This is a genomic window from Pseudomonas sp. PA-1-6B (genome assembly GCF_021609545.1).
In the GTDB taxonomy this organism is placed as follows: Bacteria; Pseudomonadota; Gammaproteobacteria; order Pseudomonadales; family Pseudomonadaceae; genus Aquipseudomonas; species Aquipseudomonas fluorescens_BV.
The window spans coordinates 52891-75241 of sequence record NZ_WJZM01000029.1 but is presented as its reverse complement, the minus strand read 5'-3'; the positions used below and the strand labels follow the sequence as shown (position 1 = coordinate 75241).

17 protein-coding genes are annotated in these 22351 nt (G+C 61.5%); 15 read left to right on the top strand and 2 right to left on the bottom strand.

Going from position 1 to position 22351, the window contains the following annotated elements:
• Positions 1–457: 457 nt before the first annotated feature.
• Positions 458–1390, top strand: a complete 933-nt coding sequence (locus GIV35_RS15550; protein WP_202692121.1) for a hypothetical protein — start codon at positions 458–460, stop codon at positions 1388–1390.
• 86 nt (positions 1391–1476) lie between these two features.
• Here GIV35_RS15550 and GIV35_RS15545 read toward each other — a convergent pair whose 3' ends face one another.
• Complete coding sequence (locus tag GIV35_RS15545; protein ID WP_200649348.1) at positions 1477–4755, bottom strand: PAS domain S-box protein; 3279 nt, start codon at positions 4753–4755, stop codon at positions 1477–1479.
• Positions 4756–4821: 66 nt separating this feature from the next.
• Positions 4822–5712, bottom strand: coding sequence for a LysR family transcriptional regulator (locus tag GIV35_RS15540; protein ID WP_105227366.1), 891 nt, complete (start codon positions 5710–5712; stop codon positions 4822–4824).
• A 140-nt stretch (positions 5713–5852) separates the two neighbouring features.
• Between GIV35_RS15540 and leuC the strand changes: the two genes are divergently transcribed.
• The 14 genes from leuC to purF all read left to right on the top strand — a co-directional run bounded on the left by leuC (position 5853) and on the right by purF (position 22304).
• Positions 5853–7271, top strand: a complete 1419-nt coding sequence (gene leuC / locus GIV35_RS15535; protein ID WP_003192562.1) for a 3-isopropylmalate dehydratase large subunit — start codon at positions 5853–5855, stop codon at positions 7269–7271.
• Between the two features lie 10 nt (positions 7272–7281).
• Positions 7282–7926: a 3-isopropylmalate dehydratase small subunit gene (gene leuD / locus GIV35_RS15530; protein WP_014719160.1), complete on the top strand. Its 645-nt coding sequence runs from the start codon at positions 7282–7284 to the stop codon at positions 7924–7926.
• A gap of 144 nt (positions 7927–8070) precedes the next feature.
• Positions 8071–8835: a class I SAM-dependent methyltransferase gene (locus tag GIV35_RS15525; RefSeq protein ID WP_213152688.1), complete on the top strand. Its 765-nt coding sequence runs from the start codon at positions 8071–8073 to the stop codon at positions 8833–8835.
• 53 nt (positions 8836–8888) lie between these two features.
• Positions 8889–9971, top strand: coding sequence for a 3-isopropylmalate dehydrogenase (leuB, locus tag GIV35_RS15520; RefSeq protein ID WP_003192555.1), 1083 nt, complete (start codon positions 8889–8891; stop codon positions 9969–9971).
• Positions 9972–10035: 64 nt separating this feature from the next.
• Positions 10036–11148, top strand: coding sequence for an aspartate-semialdehyde dehydrogenase (gene asd / locus GIV35_RS15515; RefSeq protein ID WP_003192554.1), 1113 nt, complete (start codon positions 10036–10038; stop codon positions 11146–11148).
• Positions 11149–11385: 237 nt separating this feature from the next.
• Entirely contained in the window at positions 11386–12396 is a 1011-nt protein-coding gene (locus tag GIV35_RS15510; protein ID WP_223024603.1) for an aspartate-semialdehyde dehydrogenase, read from the top strand.
• A 161-nt stretch (positions 12397–12557) separates the two neighbouring features.
• Entirely contained in the window at positions 12558–15071 is a 2514-nt protein-coding gene (locus tag GIV35_RS15505; protein ID WP_236265789.1) for a FimV/HubP family polar landmark protein, read from the top strand.
• A gap of 243 nt (positions 15072–15314) precedes the next feature.
• Positions 15315–16139, top strand: coding sequence for a tRNA pseudouridine(38-40) synthase TruA (gene truA, locus GIV35_RS15500; RefSeq protein WP_003192549.1), 825 nt, complete (start codon positions 15315–15317; stop codon positions 16137–16139).
• A 63-nt stretch (positions 16140–16202) separates the two neighbouring features.
• Positions 16203–16835: a phosphoribosylanthranilate isomerase gene (locus GIV35_RS15495; protein ID WP_096144800.1), complete on the top strand. Its 633-nt coding sequence runs from the start codon at positions 16203–16205 to the stop codon at positions 16833–16835.
• 245 nt (positions 16836–17080) lie between these two features.
• Positions 17081–18001: an acetyl-CoA carboxylase, carboxyltransferase subunit beta gene (accD, locus tag GIV35_RS15490; RefSeq protein WP_003192545.1), complete on the top strand. Its 921-nt coding sequence runs from the start codon at positions 17081–17083 to the stop codon at positions 17999–18001.
• Positions 17998–19305, top strand: a complete 1308-nt coding sequence (gene folC / locus GIV35_RS15485) for a bifunctional tetrahydrofolate synthase/dihydrofolate synthase (RefSeq protein ID WP_236265136.1) — start codon at positions 17998–18000, stop codon at positions 19303–19305. The genes accD and folC overlap by 4 nt, the downstream gene beginning before the upstream one ends.
• Positions 19289–19957 carry an SPOR domain-containing protein gene (locus GIV35_RS15480; protein ID WP_105227361.1) on the top strand — a complete coding sequence of 223 codons (669 nt, stop codon included), beginning with the start codon at positions 19289–19291 and terminating at the stop codon, positions 19955–19957. Before folC ends, GIV35_RS15480 begins: the two co-directional genes overlap by 17 nt.
• 242 nt (positions 19958–20199) lie before the next feature.
• Complete coding sequence (locus GIV35_RS15475) at positions 20200–20757, top strand: CvpA family protein (RefSeq protein ID WP_003192538.1); 558 nt, start codon at positions 20200–20202, stop codon at positions 20755–20757.
• A 41-nt stretch (positions 20758–20798) separates the two neighbouring features.
• Positions 20799–22304 (top strand): amidophosphoribosyltransferase, encoded by a 1506-nt coding sequence (gene purF / locus GIV35_RS15470; RefSeq protein WP_003192537.1) that lies wholly within the window; start codon positions 20799–20801, stop codon positions 22302–22304.
• Positions 22305–22351: the final 47 nt, after the last annotated feature.

Sequence of the window (22351 nt, the reverse complement as noted above, 5' to 3'; positions counted from 1 at the left end):
GCCCCAGCCCGGTCCAAAGCCGGAATCGAACCCCGTGCCCCAGCCTGGTCCGAAGCCGGAATCGAACCCCGTGCCACAGCCCGGTCCAAAGCCGGAATCGAACCCCGTGCCCCAGCCTGGTCCGAAGCCGGAATCGAACCCCGTGCCACAGCCGGGTCCGAAGCCGGAGTCGAACCCCGTGCCCCAGCCGGGTCCGAAGCCGGAATCGAACCCGATGCCACAGCCAGGCCCGAATCCGGATACCAACCCGATACCTACACCCGCGCCACAGCCCGATAAGTTTGTTCCGGATTTGACCAGCCCAGGTCCTGCTGAGAATAAATTCGACAAAAACTGGCGCTTCAATGCTCGACTTTCGTCCAGATCTTGAAACCCGCTGGCTCATAAGAACGCTTGAATAAAACGGGGGCTTCTCCGAGGTACACCACTCGGAGAAGTACTGTTTAAGGAGAAACTTGTGTCGTGCTGTTCGATTAATAATATTGCGCGCGTGATAGATGTCCGTCAGGTGGCACCTGTTGATACGTTAAAACCCATTAATGACACTCTTCAGTGCACTCCAGTTAATTACGGGGCTGTCGAGACAGCTAAAAATAGCATTGGTACTAATAGGGAGTTAGTCACAACATTGTCGGGGCTGTTTGCGGCTTTTTTTTCACAGCTGATTTCTCTGTTGTCCGATAAAAAAGATACGACAGTTCCTGACGTTCCTCCTCCGCCCAGGGTTCAGCCCGAGGTTCCGCCTCGGGTCATACCTGAACCACTACCACCAAAGCCTGAGGTCGCCGCAAACATTCCGGGTCTTTCGATAAAGCGTAATGGGGCTAAGCCGGACAACATCTGGAGTGGCTTTCGCCAAGGGCCAGATGGCAACTGCGTTACCGTATCGGCCATCAAGGCAGCCATGTACCGATTTGGTCAAAGCCCTACGGACATTTTTCGCTCAGTGAGAAAAGAGCCTGGCGGTTATCACGTGGTCATGCGCGACGATTTTCAGCTGAGATTGACCGACTCGGAGTTGGCGCAAGCAGCACAAGGTTCGCGGTTTATAGGTCCCGATAAAGAGATGCTCAAGGATGCGCGGTTTCTTTTTGCCGTCAGCGCCAAGCGCGCGCAAATGGAAAACAACGATGGTACGGCGAGCAGGAGTTTTCATGCTGCCATTCGCAGCCTGAACAATGGGGAGGATGAGTGGGGGCCAGGCGAGGGGTTCCTGCGCCTGGGGTTGAGGAAACACATGAAAAGGGTGCCCGTCAGTGCGCTAGCCGGTGGGCAAGTGGGTATGTGCAATCGGGATAAGCACTCGGTAGCGGTTATCAATGGTCGTGAAGAGTTGTGGGGGCGCCGAGGCTCGGCCCCTACCCAAGGCGATGCTGTAGCGCTTATGTAATTGAACAGGCAGCCAGGCGGGCGGTTCGATTGACGGCAGTGGCGCTTGGCTGCACCTTTTGCAACCTCGCGTGATCAGGCGCGGCCCTATTCCAGCAACCGCCTGAAACCCTCGATCGGCAATGGCCGGCTGTGTAAATACCCCTGGAACAAATGGCAGCCCAGCTTTTGCAGGAACGCCAGCTGTTCCAGGGTTTCCACCCCCTCGGCGATGACTTCCAGGTTCAGGCTGCGCGCCATGGCCACAATGGCGCGGATGATTTCTGCATCATTGGGGTCGTGGGTCGCATCGCGCACGAACGACTGATCGATCTTCAGCGCGTCCACCGGCAGGCGCTTGAGGTAGGTCAGGGATGAGTAGCCGGTACCGAAGTCATCCATTGCAAAGCTCACGCCTAGTTTTTTCAGGCGGCGCATCTTCACCACGGTGTCGTCCAGGCTCTGGATCACGATACCTTCGGTGATTTCCAGTTTCAGCAGGCTGAACGGCAGGCCGTGTTGCTTGAGGCTGTGCTCCACCCGTTCCACAAAGTCGTTCTGGCGAAACTGCCGCGGGCTGATATTCACGCACAGGCTGAAATTGAGCGGGTCCACCAGGCCGTCGGCAATCAACTGGGCAAAAGCGCCGCAGGCTTCATCGAGAATCCAGGTGCCGACCTCCAGGATCAGGCCGCTGTCCTCCAATACCTTGATAAATTCCGCCGGCGACTGCGCGCCCAATTGTGGATGCTGCCAGCGCACCAGAGCCTCGGCGCCGACTATCCTGTTGCCTCGCGCATCCACCTGGGGCTGGTAATGCACGCTGAACTCGCCGCGTGACAAGGCCAGGCGCAAGTCGGTTTCCATGCGCAGGCGCTCGCTGGCGGTTTTTTGCATGCTGTTATGGAACATCTGCGTGGTGTTGCGCCCGGAGTCCTTGGCGCGGTACAGGGCGATGTCGGCACGCTTGAGCAGATCGGCGGGCGTGGTGCCATGGTCGGGGATCAGCGCCACGCCGATGCTGGGCGTGACCTGCAACCGGTGACCGTCGAGAAACATGGGTTCCGAGAGTAATTCACGCAGGGTATCGGCCAGCGCTTGCACCTGGCTGCTGACCGTCTGGCGGGTGCCCTCCAGGCCGCTGAGCAATACCACAAACTCGTCGCCGCCCAGGCGCGCCACGGTGTCCTCTGTGCGCACGCTGGCTTCCAGGCGCGCGGTGACGATTTTCAGCACAGTGTCGCCAACGGGGTGGCCGAGGGAGTCGTTGATGTGCTTGAAGTGATCCAGGTCCAGAAACAGCAGGGCGCCGCGCAGGTTGTGGCGCTTGAGCAGGGCGATCTGCTGGCTCAGGCGGTCCATCAGCAGTGCCCGGTTCGGCAGGTTGGTCAGCGGGTCGTGATAGGCCAGGTGCCGGATCTGCGCCTGGGCGTTCTTCAATAGGCTCACATCCCGCGCGGTCAGCAGTAGACAGGGGGTTTCATTCAAGGTGATCGGCTCCACCGAGACCTCCACCGCCAGCACCTCGCCACGCTTGTTGCGCCAGAGCATTTCCAGGTGGTGAATGCGCCCCTTGATGTGCAACTCGGCCAACAGTGCGGCGCGCTGGTTTTCATCGGCCCAGATGCCGATCTGGTACAGCGTCAGGCCGATGGCCTCTTCGGTGCGGTAACCGGTCAGGCGGCAAAAACCGTCGTTGACCTCCACATAACGGCCGGTGTCGCGTTCGGTGATGGATATCGCATCGGGGCTGGAATGGAACGCCTTGGCGAACTTCTCTTCACTGGCCTTGAGTGCGGCTTCCGAGCGTTGCTGTTGGGTAATATCGCGCAGCGTGGTGACGATGCACGGCTGGTCGCTGACCTTGATCAAGCGGCTGGAAATCATGCAGGTCAGGCTTTGGCCGTCCTTGTGATGCACCACGATGGCCACATTGCTCAGGGCCTGTTCGCGTATCACCTGCTCGATGCGCTGCAGGCGCTTGCTGGAGTCGTCCCACAAGCCGATTTGTTCCGCGCTTTTGTCCAGTACTTCGGCGGCTGTCCAGCCAAACGTCTGGGTAAACGCCGGGTTGATCTCGATAAAGGCGCCGCTGTCCAGGCAGGTCACGCAGATCGGGTCGGGGCTGGCCTGGAACAGGCTGGCGAACTTTTCTTCCGAGGCGGTCAGCCGTTGCTCGCGCTCGACCTGGTCGGTGATATCCAGCAAGGTCCCCGCCATGCGCAGGGGCTTGCCTGACTCATCGCGATACAGGCGTGCGCGGCTCTCCAGGTAGCGCGGGCTGCCGTCTTCCATTTGCACGCGATAGGTCAGCTGATAGTTGCCGTCCGGGCCTTCGCGCAAACTGCGGTACGCATGGCGCATGCCCTCGCGGTCCTCATCGGACATGCCCTCAAAAAACGCATCGAAGGATTCATGGAACGGCGCGGGTTCCAGCCCGTGCAACTGGGCGGCACGCGCCGAGCCGTAGAGCATGCCGCTGGGGATGTGCCAATCCCAGGTGCCCAGTTGCGCGGAATCCAGGGCCAGGTCCAGGCGCTCCTGGCTGTCCTTGAGTGCTTGCTCGGCGTTTTTACGTTCGGTGGTGTCCAGAAAGGTGCTGATCAGGTACGCCTCGCCGTCCAGTTCCACTTTTTGTGCGCTGAGGGTGCCGTCATGAATCTGGCCGTTGCTGGCGCAGAACTGCACTTCCATGGTGATCGGTTCACCCTTGCGCTGCGTGGCCTTGACCAGCAGCGCCCGCTGTTCCGGGTGGCGCCACAAGCCCAGTTCCAGAGTGGTGCGGCCGATGGCATCGGCCACCGGCCAGCCGAACAGCATCTCGAAATACTGGTTGGCTTCGCTGATCAAGCCGTCGGCCTGGCGCGTCAGCAGCACCATGTTCGGGCACAGGTGGAACAGGGTGGCAAAGCGCTTTTCCGAATGGCTGAGGGCGTGTTCACGCTCGCGTTGGTGGGTGATCTCGCGGATGACCCCGATCATGCGACGCCGTCCGGCTTTATCGGGAACCAGGCTGCCGCTGATTTCCAGCCAGTGCACGCTGCCATCGGGCCATTGGATGCGGTGGTGCATGGCGCGGTCGAACGGCTCTCCGGCGAGCACCGCATGAAAGCCGCGCACCACCCGCGCACTGTCTTGCGGAGCCAGCAGGTCGAGATAGTCGAGGTCCTTGGGCAGAGGCTGGCGCGGGTCAAAGCCGAATAACGCCTGGGTGCCCCGTGACCAACTGATTCTTCCTGTGTCGATTTCCCAGCACCAGGCACCCAGCCGCGCGGCATTGAGGGCCGTCAGCAGTTGCGGGGCACTGTCCCAGCTTTGTTCCGCCGCTTGAGGGTCCAGGGCGTAGATGCGGGGCAGGGGTGGAATCGGGTCAAGGGGGTTGCGCATTATCAAAGGGCCTTGGCTCATTGAGAAAACCGCGCGGTTTGACCTAAACCCCTGGCCCGCACGGTGTCATGCCGGTAACCCTGGCAGATCGACCTGTGCATCCAACAGGCTCATGAAAGCCCGCGCAGCGTTCGACAGCGTCCTTTCGGTGTGCACGATATAGCCTAGCTGGCGACTGAGCTGTATGCCCGGCAAAGCGATACTTGCCACCTGATCGTCGAGCATGGTGCGCGGCAACACGCTCCATGCCAGGCCGATGGAGACCATCATCTTGATGGTTTCCAGGTAGTTAGTGCTCATCGCGATATTGGGCGTCAGGCCCTGGGCCTCGAACAGACGGCTGACAATATGGTGGGTAAAGGTGTTGCCACCGGGAAACACGGCCGGATGCCCGGCGATATCGGCCAGGCTGACGGAACCGTTGCTGATCAGGCTGTGTTCCGGCGCCACCACAAAATCCAGCGGGTCGTCCCACACCCGGGTTGCACGTACCAGGTTGTGGGGCTCAGGCGCCAGGGTGATTACCGCGACTTCCGCACGGCCATGGAGGATTTCTTCGTAGGCCACTTCTGAATCCAGAAACTGAATATCCAGCGCCACATTCGGATATTGCCGGGTGAAGGTGCGCAGGATCGGTGGCAGGCGGTGCAGGCCGATATGGTGGCTAGTGGCCAGAGTGAGGCGCCCGCTGACTTCGCCGGTGAGGTTGGTCAGGGCCCGGCGGGTGTCGTCCAGCACGTTGAGGATTTGATAGGCGCGGGGCAGCAAGGCCCGCCCGGCCTCGGTCAAGCCGACTTCGCGGCCCAGGCGGTCGAACAGCCGTACCTTCAATTGTTGTTCCAAACCGGCGATGCGCTTGCTGATGGCCGGCTGGGTCAGGTGCAGGCGTTCGCCGGCGCCGGAGAAGCTGCCGGTCTCGGCGATGGCGATAAAGGCGTTGAGGTTGGCCAGGTCCATGGTGCTATTCCAGTTGGTAATCCAAAGCATAAAAAATATGAATTTGAGTTATTTAATGTAGCGCCATACCATCAGCCTCACAAGCCAAAGGGTTATTGAAAAGCCCGGCGTATAGAAGCACCGCTGATGAGGACCGACTGATGGCCGGCAAAACGCTTTACGACAAGCTTTGGGATTCCCATGAAGTGAAACGTCGCGATGATGGATCGTCGCTGATCTACATCGACCGTCACATCATCCATGAAGTGACCTCGCCCCAAGCGTTCGAAGGCCTGCGACTGGCCGGGCGCAAGCCTTGGCGCGTCGACTCCATCATCGCCACGCCGGACCACAACGTGCCGACCACTCCTGAGCGCAAGGGCGGCATCGAAGCCATTGCCGACCAGGTTTCGCGGTTGCAGGTGCAGACCCTCGACGATTATTGCGACGAATACGGCATCACCGAATTCAAGATGAACGACGTGCGCCAAGGCATCGTCCACGTCATCGGCCCGGAGCAGGGCGCCACCTTGCCGGGCATGACCGTGGTCTGCGGTGACTCTCATACCTCCACCCATGGTGCGTTCGGCGCTCTGGCCCACGGCATCGGTACTTCCGAGGTGGAGCACGTGTTTGCCACCCAGTGCCTGGTGGCCAAGAAAATGAAGAACATGCTGGTACGCGTCGAAGGCCAATTGCCGTTTGGCGTGACCGCCAAGGACATCGTACTGGCTGTGATCGGCAAGATCGGCACCGCGGGCGGTAACGGCCATGCCATCGAGTTCGCCGGCAGTGCTATCCGCGACCTGTCCATTGAAGGCCGCATGACCATCTGCAACATGTCCATCGAAGCCGGTGCCCGCGTGGGCATGGTGGCGGCGGACGAAAAAACCGTCGAATACGTCAAGGGCCGCCCGTTCGCGCCGCAAGGCGCCGATTGGGATGCCGCCGTCGAAGCGTGGAAAGACCTGGTCTCCGACGCTGATGCGGTGTTCGACACCGTGGTCGAACTCGACGCTGCGCAGATCAAGCCGCAAGTCAGCTGGGGCACTTCGCCCGAAATGGTCCTGGCCGTCGACCAGAACGTGCCGGACCCGGCCAAAGAGGCCGACCTGGTCAAGCGTGGCTCCATCGAGCGCGCCTTGAAATACATGGGGTTGACCGCCAATCAGGCGATCACCGACATCCAGTTGGACCGTGTGTTTATCGGTTCCTGCACCAACTCGCGGATCGAAGACCTGCGCGCCGCGGCGGTGATTGCCAAGGGCCGCAAGGTGGCCTCGACCATCAAACAAGCCATTGTGGTGCCAGGTTCCGGGCTGGTTAAAGCCCAGGCGGAAGCCGAAGGCCTGGACAAGATTTTCCTCGAAGCCGGTTTTGAATGGCGTGAGCCGGGCTGCTCGATGTGCCTGGCGATGAACCCGGACCGCCTGGAGTCGGGCGAGCATTGCGCCTCGACCTCCAACCGTAACTTCGAAGGGCGCCAAGGCGCGGGTGGGCGGACCCACCTGGTGAGCCCGGCCATGGCCGCCGCTGCTGCCGTCAACGGTCGTTTCATCGACGTTCGCGAATTGATCTGAGGAAAAACCGATGAGAGCTTTTACCCAACACACAGGCCTTGTAGCGCCGTTGGACCGTGCCAATGTGGACACCGACCAGATCATCCCAAAGCAATTCTTGAAGTCGATCAAGCGCACCGGTTTCGGCCCCAACCTGTTCGATGAGTGGCGCTACCTGGACGTGGGCTACGCCTATCAGGACAACTCCAAGCGCCCACTGAACAAGGACTTTGTGCTCAACGCCGAGCGTTACCAAGGCGCCAGCGTGTTGCTGGCCCGGGAAAACTTCGGCTGCGGCTCCAGCCGCGAGCACGCTCCGTGGGCCCTGGAAGAGTACGGCTTTCGCAGCATCATTGCGCCGAGCTATGCCGATATCTTCTTCAACAACAGCTTCAAGAACGGCCTGTTGCCGATCATCTTGAGCGATGCTGAAGTGGACGAGTTGTTCCAGCAAGTGGAGGCCAATGTCGGCTACCAGCTGACGGTGGACCTGGCCGCGCAAACCGTGACCCGCCCGGATGGCAAGGTGTACCACTTTGAAGTGGATGCCTTCCGTAAGCACTGCCTGATCAACGGCCTGGACGACATCGGCCTGACCTTGCAGGACGGCGATGCGATTGCTGCGTTTGAAACCAGGCACCGGGCGAGCCAGCCCTGGCTGTTTCGCGATGCCTGATTTGCGGTAACCGTGCGGGCCCCATCGCGGGCAAGCCCGCTCCCACAGGGATCGAGGTTCGCCTGAGCACCTCGGTCAACGGTGGGAGCTGGCTTGCCTGCGATAGCGCCAGTGCAACCACCACAAACCCCAAGGAAAGCCACCATGACCACCACCGCCCACACCCAAGTCGTGCAAAAACAATTCGGCGAGCAAGCCTCGGCCTACCTGAGCAGCGCCGTACACGCCCAGGGCACCGAATTCGCACTGCTACAGGCCGAACTGTCCGGGCAGGGCGCTGCACGCCTGCTGGACCTGGGCTGCGGTGCCGGTCATGTCAGCTTCCATGTAGCGCCTCTGGTCAAAGAAGTGGTGGCCTACGACTTGTCCCAGCCTATGCTCGACGTGGTGGCCGCCGCCGCCAAAGACCGCAACCTGGCCAACATCCGCACCGTGCACGGCGCCGCCGAGCGCCTGCCGTTCGCCGATGGCGAATTCGACTTCGTGTTCAGCCGTTATTCGGCCCATCACTGGAGCGACCTCGGCCTGGCCCTGCGTGAAGTGCGCCGGGTGCTCAAGCCGGGTGGCGTGGCGGCATTTGTGGATGTCTTGTCACCGGGCAGCCCGCTGTTGGACACTTACCTGCAAACCGTCGAAGTGCTGCGCGACACCAGCCATGTACGTGACTATTCCAGCGCCGAGTGGATGCGCCAGTTGAGTGAGGCCGGCCTGCACGTGCGCAACAGCAGTCGCCAGCGCTTGTGCCTGGAATACACCTCGTGGGTTGAACGCATGCGCACGCCAGAGGTACTGCGGGCAGCAATCCTTGCGCTGCAACAGGCGATGGGCCAGGAAGTGCGCGATTATTACGAAGTTCAAGCCGACGGCACCTTCAGCACCGATGTGCTGGTGGTCTTCGCCGAACGCTGATTGATTTTTCCCGACCTGCCCACGGGCGGGTCGCTTGATGAAATGAGGAACGCATGAGCAAGCAGATTCTGATTCTCCCTGGCGACGGTATTGGGCCGGAAATCATGGCCGAAGCGGTCAAGGTCCTTGAGCTTGCCAACAGCAAGTACAGCCTGGGCTTCGAGCTGAGCCACGACGTGATCGGCGGCGCTGCCATCGACAAGCACGGCGTGCCCCTGGCCGACGAGACCCTCGACCGCGCCCGGGCTGCCGATGCGGTACTGCTCGGCGCCGTGGGTGGGCCGAAATGGGACAAGATCGAGCGTGACATCCGCCCTGAGCGCGGCTTGCTGAAAATTCGTGCGCAACTGGGCCTGTTCGGTAACTTGCGCCCGGCCATCCTCTACCCGCAACTGGCTGACGCGTCGAGCCTCAAGCCGGAAGTGGTGGCGGGCCTGGATATCCTCATCGTGCGTGAGCTGACCGGCGGTATCTACTTCGGCTCGCCACGGGGCGTGCGCGAGTTGGAAAATGGTGAGCGTCAGGCCTATGACACGCTGCCATACAGCGAGAGCGAAATCCGCCGTATCGCCCGTGTCGGTTTCGACATGGCGCGCGTGCGCGGCAAAAAAGTCTGCTCGGTGGACAAGGCCAATGTGCTGGCTTCCAGCCAACTGTGGCGTGAAATCGTCGAAGAAGTCGCCAAGGATTATCCGGACGTCGAACTGAGCCACATGTACGTCGACAACGCCGCCATGCAACTGGTGCGCGCACCCAAGCAGTTCGACGTGATTGTCACCGACAACCTGTTCGGCGACATCCTGTCCGACCAGGCGTCGATGCTCACCGGTTCCATCGGCATGCTGCCGTCGGCGTCCCTGGACACCAACAACAAAGGTATGTACGAGCCGTGCCACGGTTCGGCGCCAGACATTGCGGGGCAGGGCATTGCCAACCCGCTGGCGACGATTTTGTCGGTGTCGATGATGCTGCGCTACAGCTTCAACCTGGGCGATGCGGCGGACGCAATCGAGAAGGCCGTCAGCCTGGTGCTGGATCAGGGCTTGCGCACCGGCGATATCTGGTCCCAGGGTTGCACCAAGGTCGGGACGCAAGAAATGGGCGACGCAGTAGTCGCCGCGCTGCGGAATCTGTAATCTCTCGGGCCCGCTTGCAGTTGTTGCTGCAAGGCGGCCCACTTTTTAACAAGGTGTAGTTGCGATGAAACGTGTAGGTCTGATCGGTTGGCGCGGTATGGTCGGTTCCGTGCTCATGCAGCGGATGCTGGAAGAGCAGGATTTCGATCTTATTGAGCCGGTGTTTTTCACCACTTCGAACGTAGGTGGCCAAGGGCCGTCCGTGGGCAAGGATATTGCCCCGCTCAAGGACGCCTACAGCATTGAAGAGTTGAAGAGCCTCGACGTGATCCTGACCTGCCAGGGTGGCGACTACACCAGCGAAGTCTTCCCCAAGCTGCGCGAAGCCGGCTGGCAGGGTTACTGGATCGACGCCGCTTCGAGCCTGCGCATGCAGGACGACGCGGTGATCATCCTCGACCCGGTCAACCGCAAGGTCATCGACCAGCAACTGGACGCCGGCACCAAGAACTACGTGGGCGGCAACTGCACCGTCAGCCTGATGCTGATGGGCCTGGGCGGCCTGTTCGAAGCGGGCCTGGTGGAGTGGATGAGCGCGATGACCTATCAGGCGGCCTCCGGTGCCGGCGCGCAGAACATGCGTGAACTGATCAAGCAGATGGGCGCGACCCACGCCGCTGTCGCCGATCAACTGGCTGACCCGGCCAGCGCCATCCTCGATATCGACCGCCGTGTGGCCGAGGCCATGCGCAGCGATGCTTACCCGACCGAGAACTTCGGCGTGCCATTGGCCGGTAGCCTGATCCCGTGGATCGACAAGGAACTGCCTAACGGTCAGAGTCGCGAAGAGTGGAAGGCCCAGGCCGAAACCAACAAGATCCTGGGGCGTTTCAAGAACCCGATCCCGGTGGATGGCATCTGCGTGCGCATTGGCGCCATGCGTTGCCACAGCCAGGCGCTGACCATCAAGCTGAACAAAGATGTGCCGATCGCCGATATCGAAGGGCTGATCAGCCAGCACAACCCGTGGGTCAAGCTGGTGCCGAACAACCGCGATATCAGCATGCAGGAGCTGAGCCCGACCAAGGTCACCGGCACCCTGAATGTGCCGGTGGGCCGTCTGCGCAAGCTGAACATGGGCAGCCAGTTCCTCGGCGCGTTCACCGTTGGCGACCAACTGCTGTGGGGCGCGGCTGAGCCGTTGCGTCGCATGTTGCGGATTTTGCTGGAGCGTTGATCGCTTGAGGCAATAACAGAAACCCGCGTTCTGGTGACAGGCGCGGGTTTTTTGTTGCCCTTGAAGCCCTTATCGCAGGCAAGCCAGCTCCCACACTTGAATGTATTCACAGGTCAAAATGTGGGAGCTGGCTTGCCTGCGATGAGGCCATCAACAACACCGCAAAAAGCAGGCTAATTGCCTCGTCTGCCACCACCCGGTAAAGTGCCGCTCCCCCGTAATGCCCGAGGCAATCCCATGACCCAGACCTTTGAAATCGCCGTGATCGGCGCTACCGGTACCGTTGGCGAAACCCTGGTGCAGATTCTCGAAGAGCTGGAGTTCCCGGTGGGCACCTTGTACCTGCTGGCGGGTAGCAACTCGGCGGGGGCTTCGGTGCCGTTTCGGGGCAAGAACGTGCGGGTCAAAGAGGTCGACACGTTTGATTTCAGCAAGGTGCAGTTGGCGTTCTTCGCTGCAGGCCCCGCGGTGACCCTGAGCTTCGCCCCGCGTGCCACCGCCGCTGGCTGCGCGGTGATCGACTTGTCTGGCGCATTGCCCGCCGAGCAGGCGCCGCAAGTGGTGCCGCAGGCCAACGCCCATGTGCTGGGCGCGTTGAAAAAGCCTTTCCAGCTCGGCAGCCCGAGCCCTTGTGCCACCTACCTCGCGGTGGTGCTGGCACCGTTGCGCAATGTAGTGGACATCCAGCGCGTGAGCGTCACCGCCAACCTGGCCATCTCTGCCCAGGGTCGCGAGGCCGTCAGCGAGTTGGCGCGCCAGACTGCCGAACTGCTGAACGTGCGTCCCTTGGAGCCAGCGTTCTTCGATCGGCAAGTGGCGTTCAACCTACTGGCGCAAGTCGGCACGCCAGACGTCCAAGGTCATACCGCCCTGGAGAAGCGCCTCGTACACGAACTGCGTGCGGTGCTGGAAACCCCTTTACTAAAGATTTCCGCCACCTGCGTTCAAGCCCCGGTGTTTTTCGGCGATAGCCTGACTGTGTCGCTGCAACTGGCCGCGCCGGTCGACCTGGCCGCGGTGAACCGCGCCCTCGACGTTGCGCCGGGGATCGAGCTGGTCGAGGAGGGCGATTACCCCACGGCCGTAGGCGATGCCGTCGGCCAGGACGTGGTGTACGTCGGGCGAGTTCGCGCAGGTATCGACGACCCGGCGGAACTAAATCTGTGGCTGACGTCAGATAACGTACGCAAAGGCTCGGCCCTGAACGCCGTGGAACTGGCGCAGTTGTTGATAAAAGACCTTGTGTAAAAGATACTTGGCGGCAATTTGTAGATTGATTCTAGCCAGGCGCTATGCTTGGTCCCAAGTGAAACACAAGCGCGTCGGTGACCTATCGGCTCGCCATGCCTTATGGCAGCGGTTACCAACCTTCTCGCAGAGCGGGAAGTGTTCAAACAAAGGATGAGGCTATGGTTCAAGTTCGCAAACTGGTGTTAGCAATAGCGGCCGCCTCGGCGCTGTCCTCCGGTATGGCGCAGGCGCTGCAACTTGGGGAGATGACCCTCGAGTCGAAGTTGAACCAGCCGCTGTCGGTGGAAATCGAATTGCGCGATGTGGGCGGCCTCACCGCGTCCGAGATCACCCCCAGCCTGGCTTCGGCCCAGGCCTTCGTGGATGCGGGTGTCGACCGCCAGGCGTTTCTCGATGACCTGACGTTCACGCCGGTGATCAACCCCGAAGGTCGCAGCGTGGTACGTGTGACCTCCAGCAAGCCGTTGCCCGATTCCTACGTGCGTTTCCTGATGCAGGTGCAATGGCCCAATGGCCGCTTGATGCGTGACTACAGTGTGCTGCTCGACCCGGCCAAGTTTGACCAGCCGGCACCGACTGCCAGCGCGCCGGCCAGCTCTGCGCCTGCCACTGGCACGCTTGCCCGGCACACCACCACGCCCCACGATACCTTGTGGGAGATTGCCGCGAAGAACCGTCATGGCGCCTCGGTCCAGCAAACGATGCTGGCTATCCAGGCGCTTAACCCGGATGCCTTTGTCGACGGCAACATCAACCGCCTGAAAACCGGCCAGGTGCTGCGCCTGCCGGATATCACCCAAAGTACAGCCCTGGCCCAGCCGCAAGCGCTTGCCGAAGTGAGTGCGCAGAACGCCGCTTGGCGCCAGGGCCGTCGTAGTCCTCAGGGGCAAGTGGCTGGTAAGCCGCAGTTGGATGCAACCAGGCGCACCCAGGCCGGCAATGCGCCGTCGAGCACACAGGCCAAGGACAATTTGAGCCTGGTATCGGCGCAAGCCGCCAAGAAAGGTGGCAAGGGCGCAGTCGGGGACAGCCGCGCCCTGAGCGACAAGCTGGCGATGACCCAGGAAGAGCTCGACACCACGCGGCGCGACAACGAAGAACTGAAAAGCCGTGCCGCCGACCTGCAAAGCCAGTTGGACAAGCTGCAGAAGCTGATCCAGCTGAAGAATGACCAATTGGCTCGTTTGCAGGCGCAAACCGGTGAGCCAGCCGCGATCCCCGCGCAGTTGCCCGGTGAGCCTGCAGCCGAGCCTGCGGCCCCTGTTGCAGCGCCAGCGCCTGAACCTGTCAAGCCGGCTGCCGCGCCGGCCAGTACCGAAGGCAAGTTCAATGATCTGCTGACCAACCCGATTGTGCTCGGCATCCTTGGCGGTGCGGCCCTGCTGGTGGTGCTGCTGCTTCTGTTGCTATGGGCTCGCCATCGCAATGCTCGCCGTGAAGAAGAGAAGCATCTGCGCATGGCTCGGGCGTTGGCCGAAGAGCCTGAGTTCGTTTCCAATATCGATCAAGACCTGCCGCCTGACAGCTTCGAGGGCCTTGAAGTGCCGCCGCCGAGCGTCAAGCTCGCCACCGCAGCGGCGCCAACAGCCGCACCCGCACCAGCCCCGGTGGTCGAGACGGTTGTGGCACCGACGGTCGCCTCCGTGCTGGCGCCGTTGGCGGTTGCCGTGGCTCAGGAAAATTCCAGCGACGCCCTGGCCCAGGCCCAATCCCATATTGACCGTGGCCACCTGAACCAGGCGGCGGATGTGCTTGAACAAGCCATCAAGCACGAGCCCAAGCGCAGCGACCTGCGTTTGAAGCTGATGGAAGTCTATGGCCTGCAGAACAACAAGGACGGGTTCGTCACCCAGGAGCGCCAGTTGGTGGCCAACGGTGAGAACCATGCCCAGGTCGAGCAGCTCAAGGCGCGCTTCCCGGCCATGGCCGTGTTGGCGGCGGGTGTCAGTGCCGCAGTGGCCGCCGCAGCCCTGGATGCGCAATACGTCAAGGACCTGCTCGATGACAAGCCGGCCTCGGCTGCGCAGGCAGATACCTTCGACACCGATTTCGACCTGAGCCTGGATGACCTGGAAGCCGCCTCGCCGGCCGAGATCGCGCAAGACCAGCAAACCTTTGAAACACTGCTCAAACAACAGACCGAGTCTAAGGCCGACGCACAGGACCTGTCGGACTTTGACCTGGACCTGCAGCTGGACCCGCCCGCGTCGCAAACCGATGACGACTTCCTGTCGGGCCTTGAAGAGCAGATCAAGGATGTACCGCCGGTGGAGCCGCCGACCCTGACGCCGGCTGCGCTGGACGAATTCGACCTGCCGGAAGACTTTGACCTGTCGCTGGCGGACGAGCCGAGCAACCCTGCGGCCAAGCCCGATGCCTTCGCGTCGGAGCTGGACGACGTCAATGCTGAACTGGATCGATTGTCCCAGAGCCTGGAACATCCGCCGATCGAGCCTTCCTTCACGGCTGAAGATGCCGCGCTGGGTGCTGAGGATGAGCCGGATTTCGACTTCCTCTCGGGCACCGATGAAGTGGCTACCAAGCTCGACCTGGCCCAGGCCTATATCGACATGGGTGATGCTGACGGCGCGCGAGACATCCTGTCCGAGGTGCTGACCGAAGGCAACGAAGGACAGCGTGGCGAAGCCAAGGAAATGCTCGGCCGAATCTAACGGCCGAGGCAGAAAAATGTGGGAGCGGGCTTGTTGTGGCGAGGGAGCTTGCTCCCGCTGGGGGGCGTAGCGCCCCTGAAAAGCCGGCTCCAGCTGCGCTGTCGAACGGGAGCAAGCTCCCTCGCCACAAAAACCCCAGATTAAAAGCCCCCTCTCATGCACCCTGACGCCCTATAATGCCCGCCTTTGCGCAACTCATCAGGCTCACAGTTCTTGGCAAATATAGATAACGCAGCTGCCGAAATGGCGGCCGCAGGCTTTTACCGCATCGCCCTGGGCGTGGAATACAAAGGTTCGCGCTATCGCGGCTGGCAGCGTCAGGCCTCCGGGGTGCTGACGGTGCAGGAAACCCTGGAAAACGCTCTGTCCAAAGTCGCCAACTCGCCGGTGTCGCTGATGTGTGCCGGGCGTACCGATGCCGGCGTACACGCGTGTGGCCAAGTGGTGCACTTCGACACCCAGGCCGAGCGGTCGATGAAGGCGTGGGTGATGGGGGCTAATATCAATTTGCCCCATGATGTCAGTGTCAGCTGGGCCAAGGTCATGCCGGCGCATTTTCACGCCCGTTTCAAGGCCATCGCCCGGCGTTACCGCTACGTGATCTACAACGATCAGATCCGTCCGGCGCACCTCAATGAAGAAATCACCTGGAACCACCGCCCGCTGGATGCCGAGCGCATGGCCGAAGCCGCGCAGCATCTGGTCGGGGTGCATGACTTCAGCGCCTTCCGTGCCGGGCAGTGCCAGGCCAAGTCGCCGATCAAGGAAGTCCACCACCTGCGGGTGACGCGCCACGGCAAGATGATTGTGCTGGATATCCGTGCAGGTGCCTTCCTGCATCACATGGTGCGCAACATCGCTGGCGTGCTGATGACCATCGGCACCGGTGAGCGTCCGGTGGAGTGGGCCAAGGAAGTGCTGGAAAGCCGCATTCGCCGCACGGGCGGGGTCACGGCGCATCCGTTCGGCCTTTACCTGGTGGATGTGGAGTACCGCGACGAGTTCGAATTACCGGAACGCTTTATCGGGCCGCACTTCCTCACCGGTTTCAGCGAACTTGGCGGCTGACGCCCGGAAAAGCTTTTGTTACCATCCGGGACTTTCTCGGTCCAACCCTGAGGTTCCTACGACATGTCAGCCGTTCGCAGCAAGATTTGCGGGATTACCCGCATAGAAGACGCGCTGACGGCAGTCGAAGCGGGGGCGGATGCCATTGGCCTGGTGTTTTATGCCAAGAGCCCACGGGCGGTGAATGTGCTGCAGGCGCGGGCGATCATCGCTGCATTGCCGCCCTTCGTGACCACCGTGGGGTTGTTCGTCAACGCCAGCCGCTGCGAGCTCAACGAAACCCTGGATGCGGTGCCGCTGGATATGTTGCAGTTCCATGGCGACGAATCGCCAGAGGAATGCGAAAGCTATCAGCGCCCGTACATCAAGGCGTTGCGGGTCAAGGCCGGGGACGATATCGCCGCAGCCTGCGCCGCTTATACCGGCGCTCGCGGGATTCTGTTGGACACCTACGTCGAAGGCGTACCCGGTGGCACGGGCGAGGCGTTCGACTGGACGCTGATTCCCGAGGGGTTGAGCAAGCCGGTCATTCTCGCGGGTGGGCTCACTCCAGCGAATGTCCAGGCGGCCATCGAACAGGTCCGGCCGTATGCCGTGGACGTCAGCGGTGGGGTGGAGCAGGGCAAGGGGATCAAGGACCCGAGCAAGATTCGCGCGTTCATGCAGGCCGTGCGCAACAGCAGGGGTGGGATGTGACGGCTGGCAGTCTGCCGCCGTCCATAACTACCACTGTGTAAAACAGCCCGGCGCCGCCTGTGGGTGGCCCGGAAACGAAGTGGCAACCCTGCGCTGGCAGGTTGTCTGGAAGGCTGAGGATACGGGCGGGAAATGGCAGGTCCAACGTCTGACCCCGTCCCGCCTGTGTCATCGCCACATATGAATTTAGCTCAAGGGCATACGCGGGGCTGTGTTCGAGCCACCGGTACTGGAGAAAAGAAAGCATGAGCAACTGGTTAGTAGACAAACTGATCCCTTCGATCATGCGTTCCGAGGTGAAGAAAAGCTCGGTTCCTGAAGGTCTGTGGCACAAATGCCCATCCTGCGACGCGGTGCTGTATCGCCCGGAGCTGGAAAAGACCCTGGACGTTTGCCCCAAGTGCAACCACCACATGCGTATTGGCGCACGCGCCCGTATCGACATCTTCCTGGATGCCGATGGCCGTAATGAACTGGGTGCCGACCTGGAGCCGGTTGACCGTCTCAAGTTCCGCGACAGCAAGAAGTACAAGGACCGCCTGGTCGGCGCACAGAAGCAGACTGGCGAGAAAGACGCGCTGATTTCGGTCAGCGGCAAGCTGCTGGGCATGCCGGTAGTGGTCTCGGCCTTCGAATTCTCCTTCATGGGCGGTTCCATGGGTGCCATCGTCGGTGAGCGCTTTGTTCGCGCTGCCAACTATGCCCTGGAAAACCGTTGCCCGATGATCTGCTTCGCCGCCTCCGGTGGTGCGCGTATGCAGGAAGCCCTGATTTCCCTGATGCAAATGGCCAAGACCTCGGCGGTACTGGCGCGTCTGCGTGAAGAAGGCATTCCGTTCATCTCCGTACTGACCGACCCGGTCTACGGCGGCGTCTCCGCCAGCCTGGCGATGTTGGGCGATGTGATCGTTGGCGAGCCTAAAGCCCTGATCGGTTTTGCCGGCCCACGCGTGATCGAGCAGACCGTGCGGGAAAAACTGCCGGAAGGCTTCCAGCGCAGCGAGTTCCTGCTGGAGCACGGTGCGATCGACCTGATCATTCCGCGTGGCGAACTGCGCCCGCGCCTGGGCAGCCTGCTCGCGCAAATGATGGGCTTGCCGACGCCTGTGTACATCGCGCCTAAGGTCGAGCCGATCGTCGTGCCGCCGGTGCCAGCAAACCTATGACCCAACGTACCCTGGGCGAATGGCTCGCCTACCTTGAGCAGTTGCATCCGTCCGCCATCGACATGGGCCTGGAGCGCTCGCAACAGGTAGCGGCCCGCCTCGGGTTGGGCCAGCCGGCACCGCGTGTGATCACGGTGACCGGCACCAACGGCAAAGGCTCCACCTGTGCCTTTGTCGCCGCGCTGTTGCAGGCCCAGGGCCTCAAAGTCGGCGTGTACAGTTCGCCGCACCTGCTTCGCTACAACGAGCGGGTGCAGCTCAATGGCGTCGAAGCCACTGATGCCCAGCTGTGCGAAGCCTTCGCAGCCCTGGAGGCCGGGCGTGGCGACATTTCCCTGACCTATTTCGAGATGGGCACCCTGGCGGCGTTCTGGCTGTTCGAGCGTGCGCAATTGGATGTGGTCGTGCTGGAAGTCGGCCTCGGCGGGCGTCTGGATACGGTCAACGTGGTGGATGCCGACCTGGCCCTGGTGACCAGCATTGGTGTCGATCATGCCGATTACCTGGGCAATACCCGCGAATCGGTGTCTTTTGAAAAGGCCGGGATCTTCCGTCAGGGCCGTCCGGCGCTGTGTGGTGACCTGGACCCACCGCAACCCTTGCTCGACAGGGCGCGCGAACTGGATTGCCCGTTCTACCTGCGGGGTCGCGAGTTCACCCTGGACATCGGCCACACCCATTGGCAATGGCGTGGGCAGGATGCACGTGGCCAACGGGTAGAGCTGCTTGATTTGCCGTTGCTGAACCTGCCGATGGAAAACGCCGCGCTCGCGCTGCAAGCCTATTTGCTGCTGGACCTGCCGTGGGACGCCGCGCAGATCGCCGCGACCTTGCTGGCAGCGAAAGTGGTGGGGCGCCTCGATCGCCGAACCTTCGACTGGCAAGGCAAGCGCCTGAGCCTGATGTTGGATGTAGGCCATAACCCCCATGCTGCGCAGTACCTGGCTCAGCGTCTGGCACTTACGCCGCCGGTGGGGCGTCGCCTGGCGGTGTTCGGGTTGTTGGTCGACAAGGACCTGGACGGCGTGGTTGCGCCACTGCTGGGCAGCGTCCAGTCTTGGGCCGTTGCGCCGCTGGACACGCCACGCAGCCGTCCTGCGGTTGAGTTGGAAACTGCCTTGCAGAACCTTGGCGCGCCGGTGACGTCGTATGCAAGCGTCACTGCAGCCCTGGAGGCGCAGTGTGCGGTAGCGACGGCCGAGGACGAAATCCTGTTGTTCGGATCATTTTATTGTGTTGCCGAGGCGCTTGAATGGCTGGCCCGGCGCTCCACGGAGGAAGCTGCACATGGCATTACTGGATAGCGCATACAAGCAGCGAATGGTCGGGGCCCTGGTGCTGGTGGCGTTGGCGGTAATCTTTTTGCCGATGCTGTTTTCCCGCCAGGACGAACAGCGCCAGGTGGTGGTTGAAGCTCCCGCTGCGCCCCAGGCGCCGGTGGTGCCGCAGGTTCAGGTCGAACCAGTAGTTGTGCCTGAGCCTCAGGTGCTGCCGGAAGAGCCTGTGCCCGTCGAGGAGGAGGTCGCCACGCAGCAGGCGCCTTCACAGGCCCCTTCGATGCCGGTGCAGCCAAGTGTGCCGGTGGTCAAGCCAACGCCAGCCCCGGCTGTCGCCGCCAAACCGGCTGCACCGGCGCCAGCGCCCAAGCCGGTAGCGCCGCAGCCTGCAGCGCCTGGCAAGCCGGATGTGGGGCAGAGTCGCATCGACCCTAATGGCCTGCCGATCAGTTGGTCGATCCAGCTGGCCAGCCTGGCCAATCGCGAAAGTGCCGACGCCTTGCAGAAAAAGCTGCGTGCCCAGGGGTATAACGCTTATATCCGCAGCGCTGACGGCAAGAACCGTGTGTTTGTCGGGCCGCTGATCGAGCGTGCCGAGGCAGATCGCCTGCGCGATTTGCTGGGTCGTCAGCAGAACCTCAACGGGTTTGTGGTGCGTTTCCAGCCCGAGCGCGGCTGAACGGGCAATATGCTCTAAATGTGGGAGCTGGCTTGCCTGCGATGGCGGTGGTTCAATCGACAACGATGTCGAGCGTGCCGCCCTCATCGCAGGCAAGCCAGCTCCCACATTGGTTTGTGCTGGGGTTGAAATGCGATTGGCCCGTCACAATCTATTGATTTGCAAAGCACCCGCAATCACCGCTTACCGATAGCCCGGCGCTCTGCTAAAATGCGCCGCCTTATCCGTACGTAGGCTGCACTGTGCCATTTACCTGGGTTGATTGGGCGATCGTTGCAATCGTCGCCATCTCCGCTTTGATCAGTCTGAGCCGCGGCTTTGTAAAAGAAGCACTGTCGTTGCTGACCTGGATCATCGCAGGAGTCGTAGCCTGGATGTTCGGTGGTTCACTGTCGGTCTACCTGGCCGGGTACATAGAGACACCTTCGGCTCGCGTCATCGCGGGCTGCGCCATCATGTTCATCGCCACGCTGTTGGTGGGGGCAATGGTCAATTATCTTATTGGCGAGTTGATACGTGTCACCGGCCTCTCCGGGACCGATCGATTTCTCGGCATGGCCTTCGGGGCTGCGCGTGGCGCGCTGCTGGTGGTCGTGGCGGTCGGGCTGTTGAGCCTGGGGCCGGTACAGCAGGATTCGTGGTGGCAGGAGTCGGTACTCGTGCCAAAATTTCTATTGGTTGCAGACTGGTCCAAGAACCTCATCCTGGGGTGGAGCAGTCAGTGGCTGGCCAGCGGAATCAGCGTACCCGCTGATCTTCCGTTCAAGGAGCACCTCTTACCGGCCAAAACGCCTCAGTAAGCTGTGTTCAGTCAAGATTCATTAAGTAGGGGTTGCGTCGCATGTGTGGCATCGTCGGTATCGTCGGTAAGTCGAACGTCAATCAGGCGCTGTATGACGCGCTAACCGTCCTCCAGCACCGCGGCCAGGACGCTGCCGGTATTGTGACCAGCCACGACGGCCGGTTATTCCTGCGCAAGGACAATGGCCTGGTGCGTGACGTGTTCCATCAGCGTCACATGCAGCGCCTCGTCGGGCACATGGGCATTGGCCATGTGCGCTACCCGACTGCCGGTAGCTCGACCTCGGCCGAAGCTCAACCGTTCTACGTCAACTCGCCTTACGGCATCACCTTGGCGCACAACGGTAACCTGACCAACGTTGAACAACTGGCCAAGGAGATCTACGAATCTGACCTGCGCCACGTCAACACCAGCTCCGATTCGGAAGTGCTGCTCAACGTGTTCGCCCACGAGCTGGCCCAGCGTGGCAAGCTGCAGCCGACCGAAGAAGACGTGTTCGCCGCCGTGATCGACGTGCACAACCGTTGCGTCGGTGGTTATGCGGTGGTGGCGATGATCACCGGTTACGGCATCGTTGGTTTCCGCGACCCCCACGGCATTCGCCCGATCGTGTTCGGCCAGCGTCACACCGACGAAGGCGTCGAGTACATGATCGCTTCCGAAAGCGTGTCCCTGGACGTGCTGGGCTTCACCCTGATCCGCGACCTGGCGCCGGGCGAGGCTGTCTACATCACTGAAGACGGCAAGCTGCACACCCGTCAGTGCGCTGTAGCACCGAAACTCACCCCGTGCATCTTCGAGCACGTCTACCTGGCGCGTCCGGATTCGATCATCGACGGCGTCTCGGTCTACAAGGCGCGCCTGCGCATGGGCGAGAAGCTGGCCGAGAAGATCCTGCGCGAGCGTCCCGAGCACGATATCGATGTGGTCATCCCGATCCCGGACACCAGCCGTACCGCTGCGCTGGAACTGGCCAACCACCTGGGCGTCAAGTTCCGCGAAGGCTTCGTGAAGAACCGCTACATCGGTCGTACCTTCATCATGCCCGGCCAGGCTGCGCGCAAGAAGTCGGTACGCCAGAAGCTCAACGCCATCGAGCTTGAGTTCCGCGGCAAGAACGTGATGCTGGTGGATGACTCCATCGTGCGGGGCACCACCTGCAAGCAGATCATCCAGATGGCCCGCGAAGCCGGGGCGAAGAACGTGTACTTCTGTTCCGCTGCGCCTGCGGTGCGTTACCCGAACGTGTACGGTATCGACATGCCGAGCGCCCATGAGCTGATCGCTCATAACCGTTCGACTCAGGACGTGGCCGACCTGATCGGCGCCGACTGGCTGATCTACCAGGACCTGCCGGACCTGATCGAAGCGGTTGGCGGTGGCAAGATCAAGATCGAGCAGTTCGACTGCGCCGTGTTCGACGGCAAGTACGTGACCGGCGATGTCGACGAGGCCTACCTGAACAAGATCGAACAGGCGCGCAACGACTCGTCGAAGATCAAGACCCAGGCGGTCAGCGCGATCATCGACCTGTATAACAACTGAGTAAACACCGGCCCTGAGGGGCCGGTTTTGTATCTTAAATAAAGCAT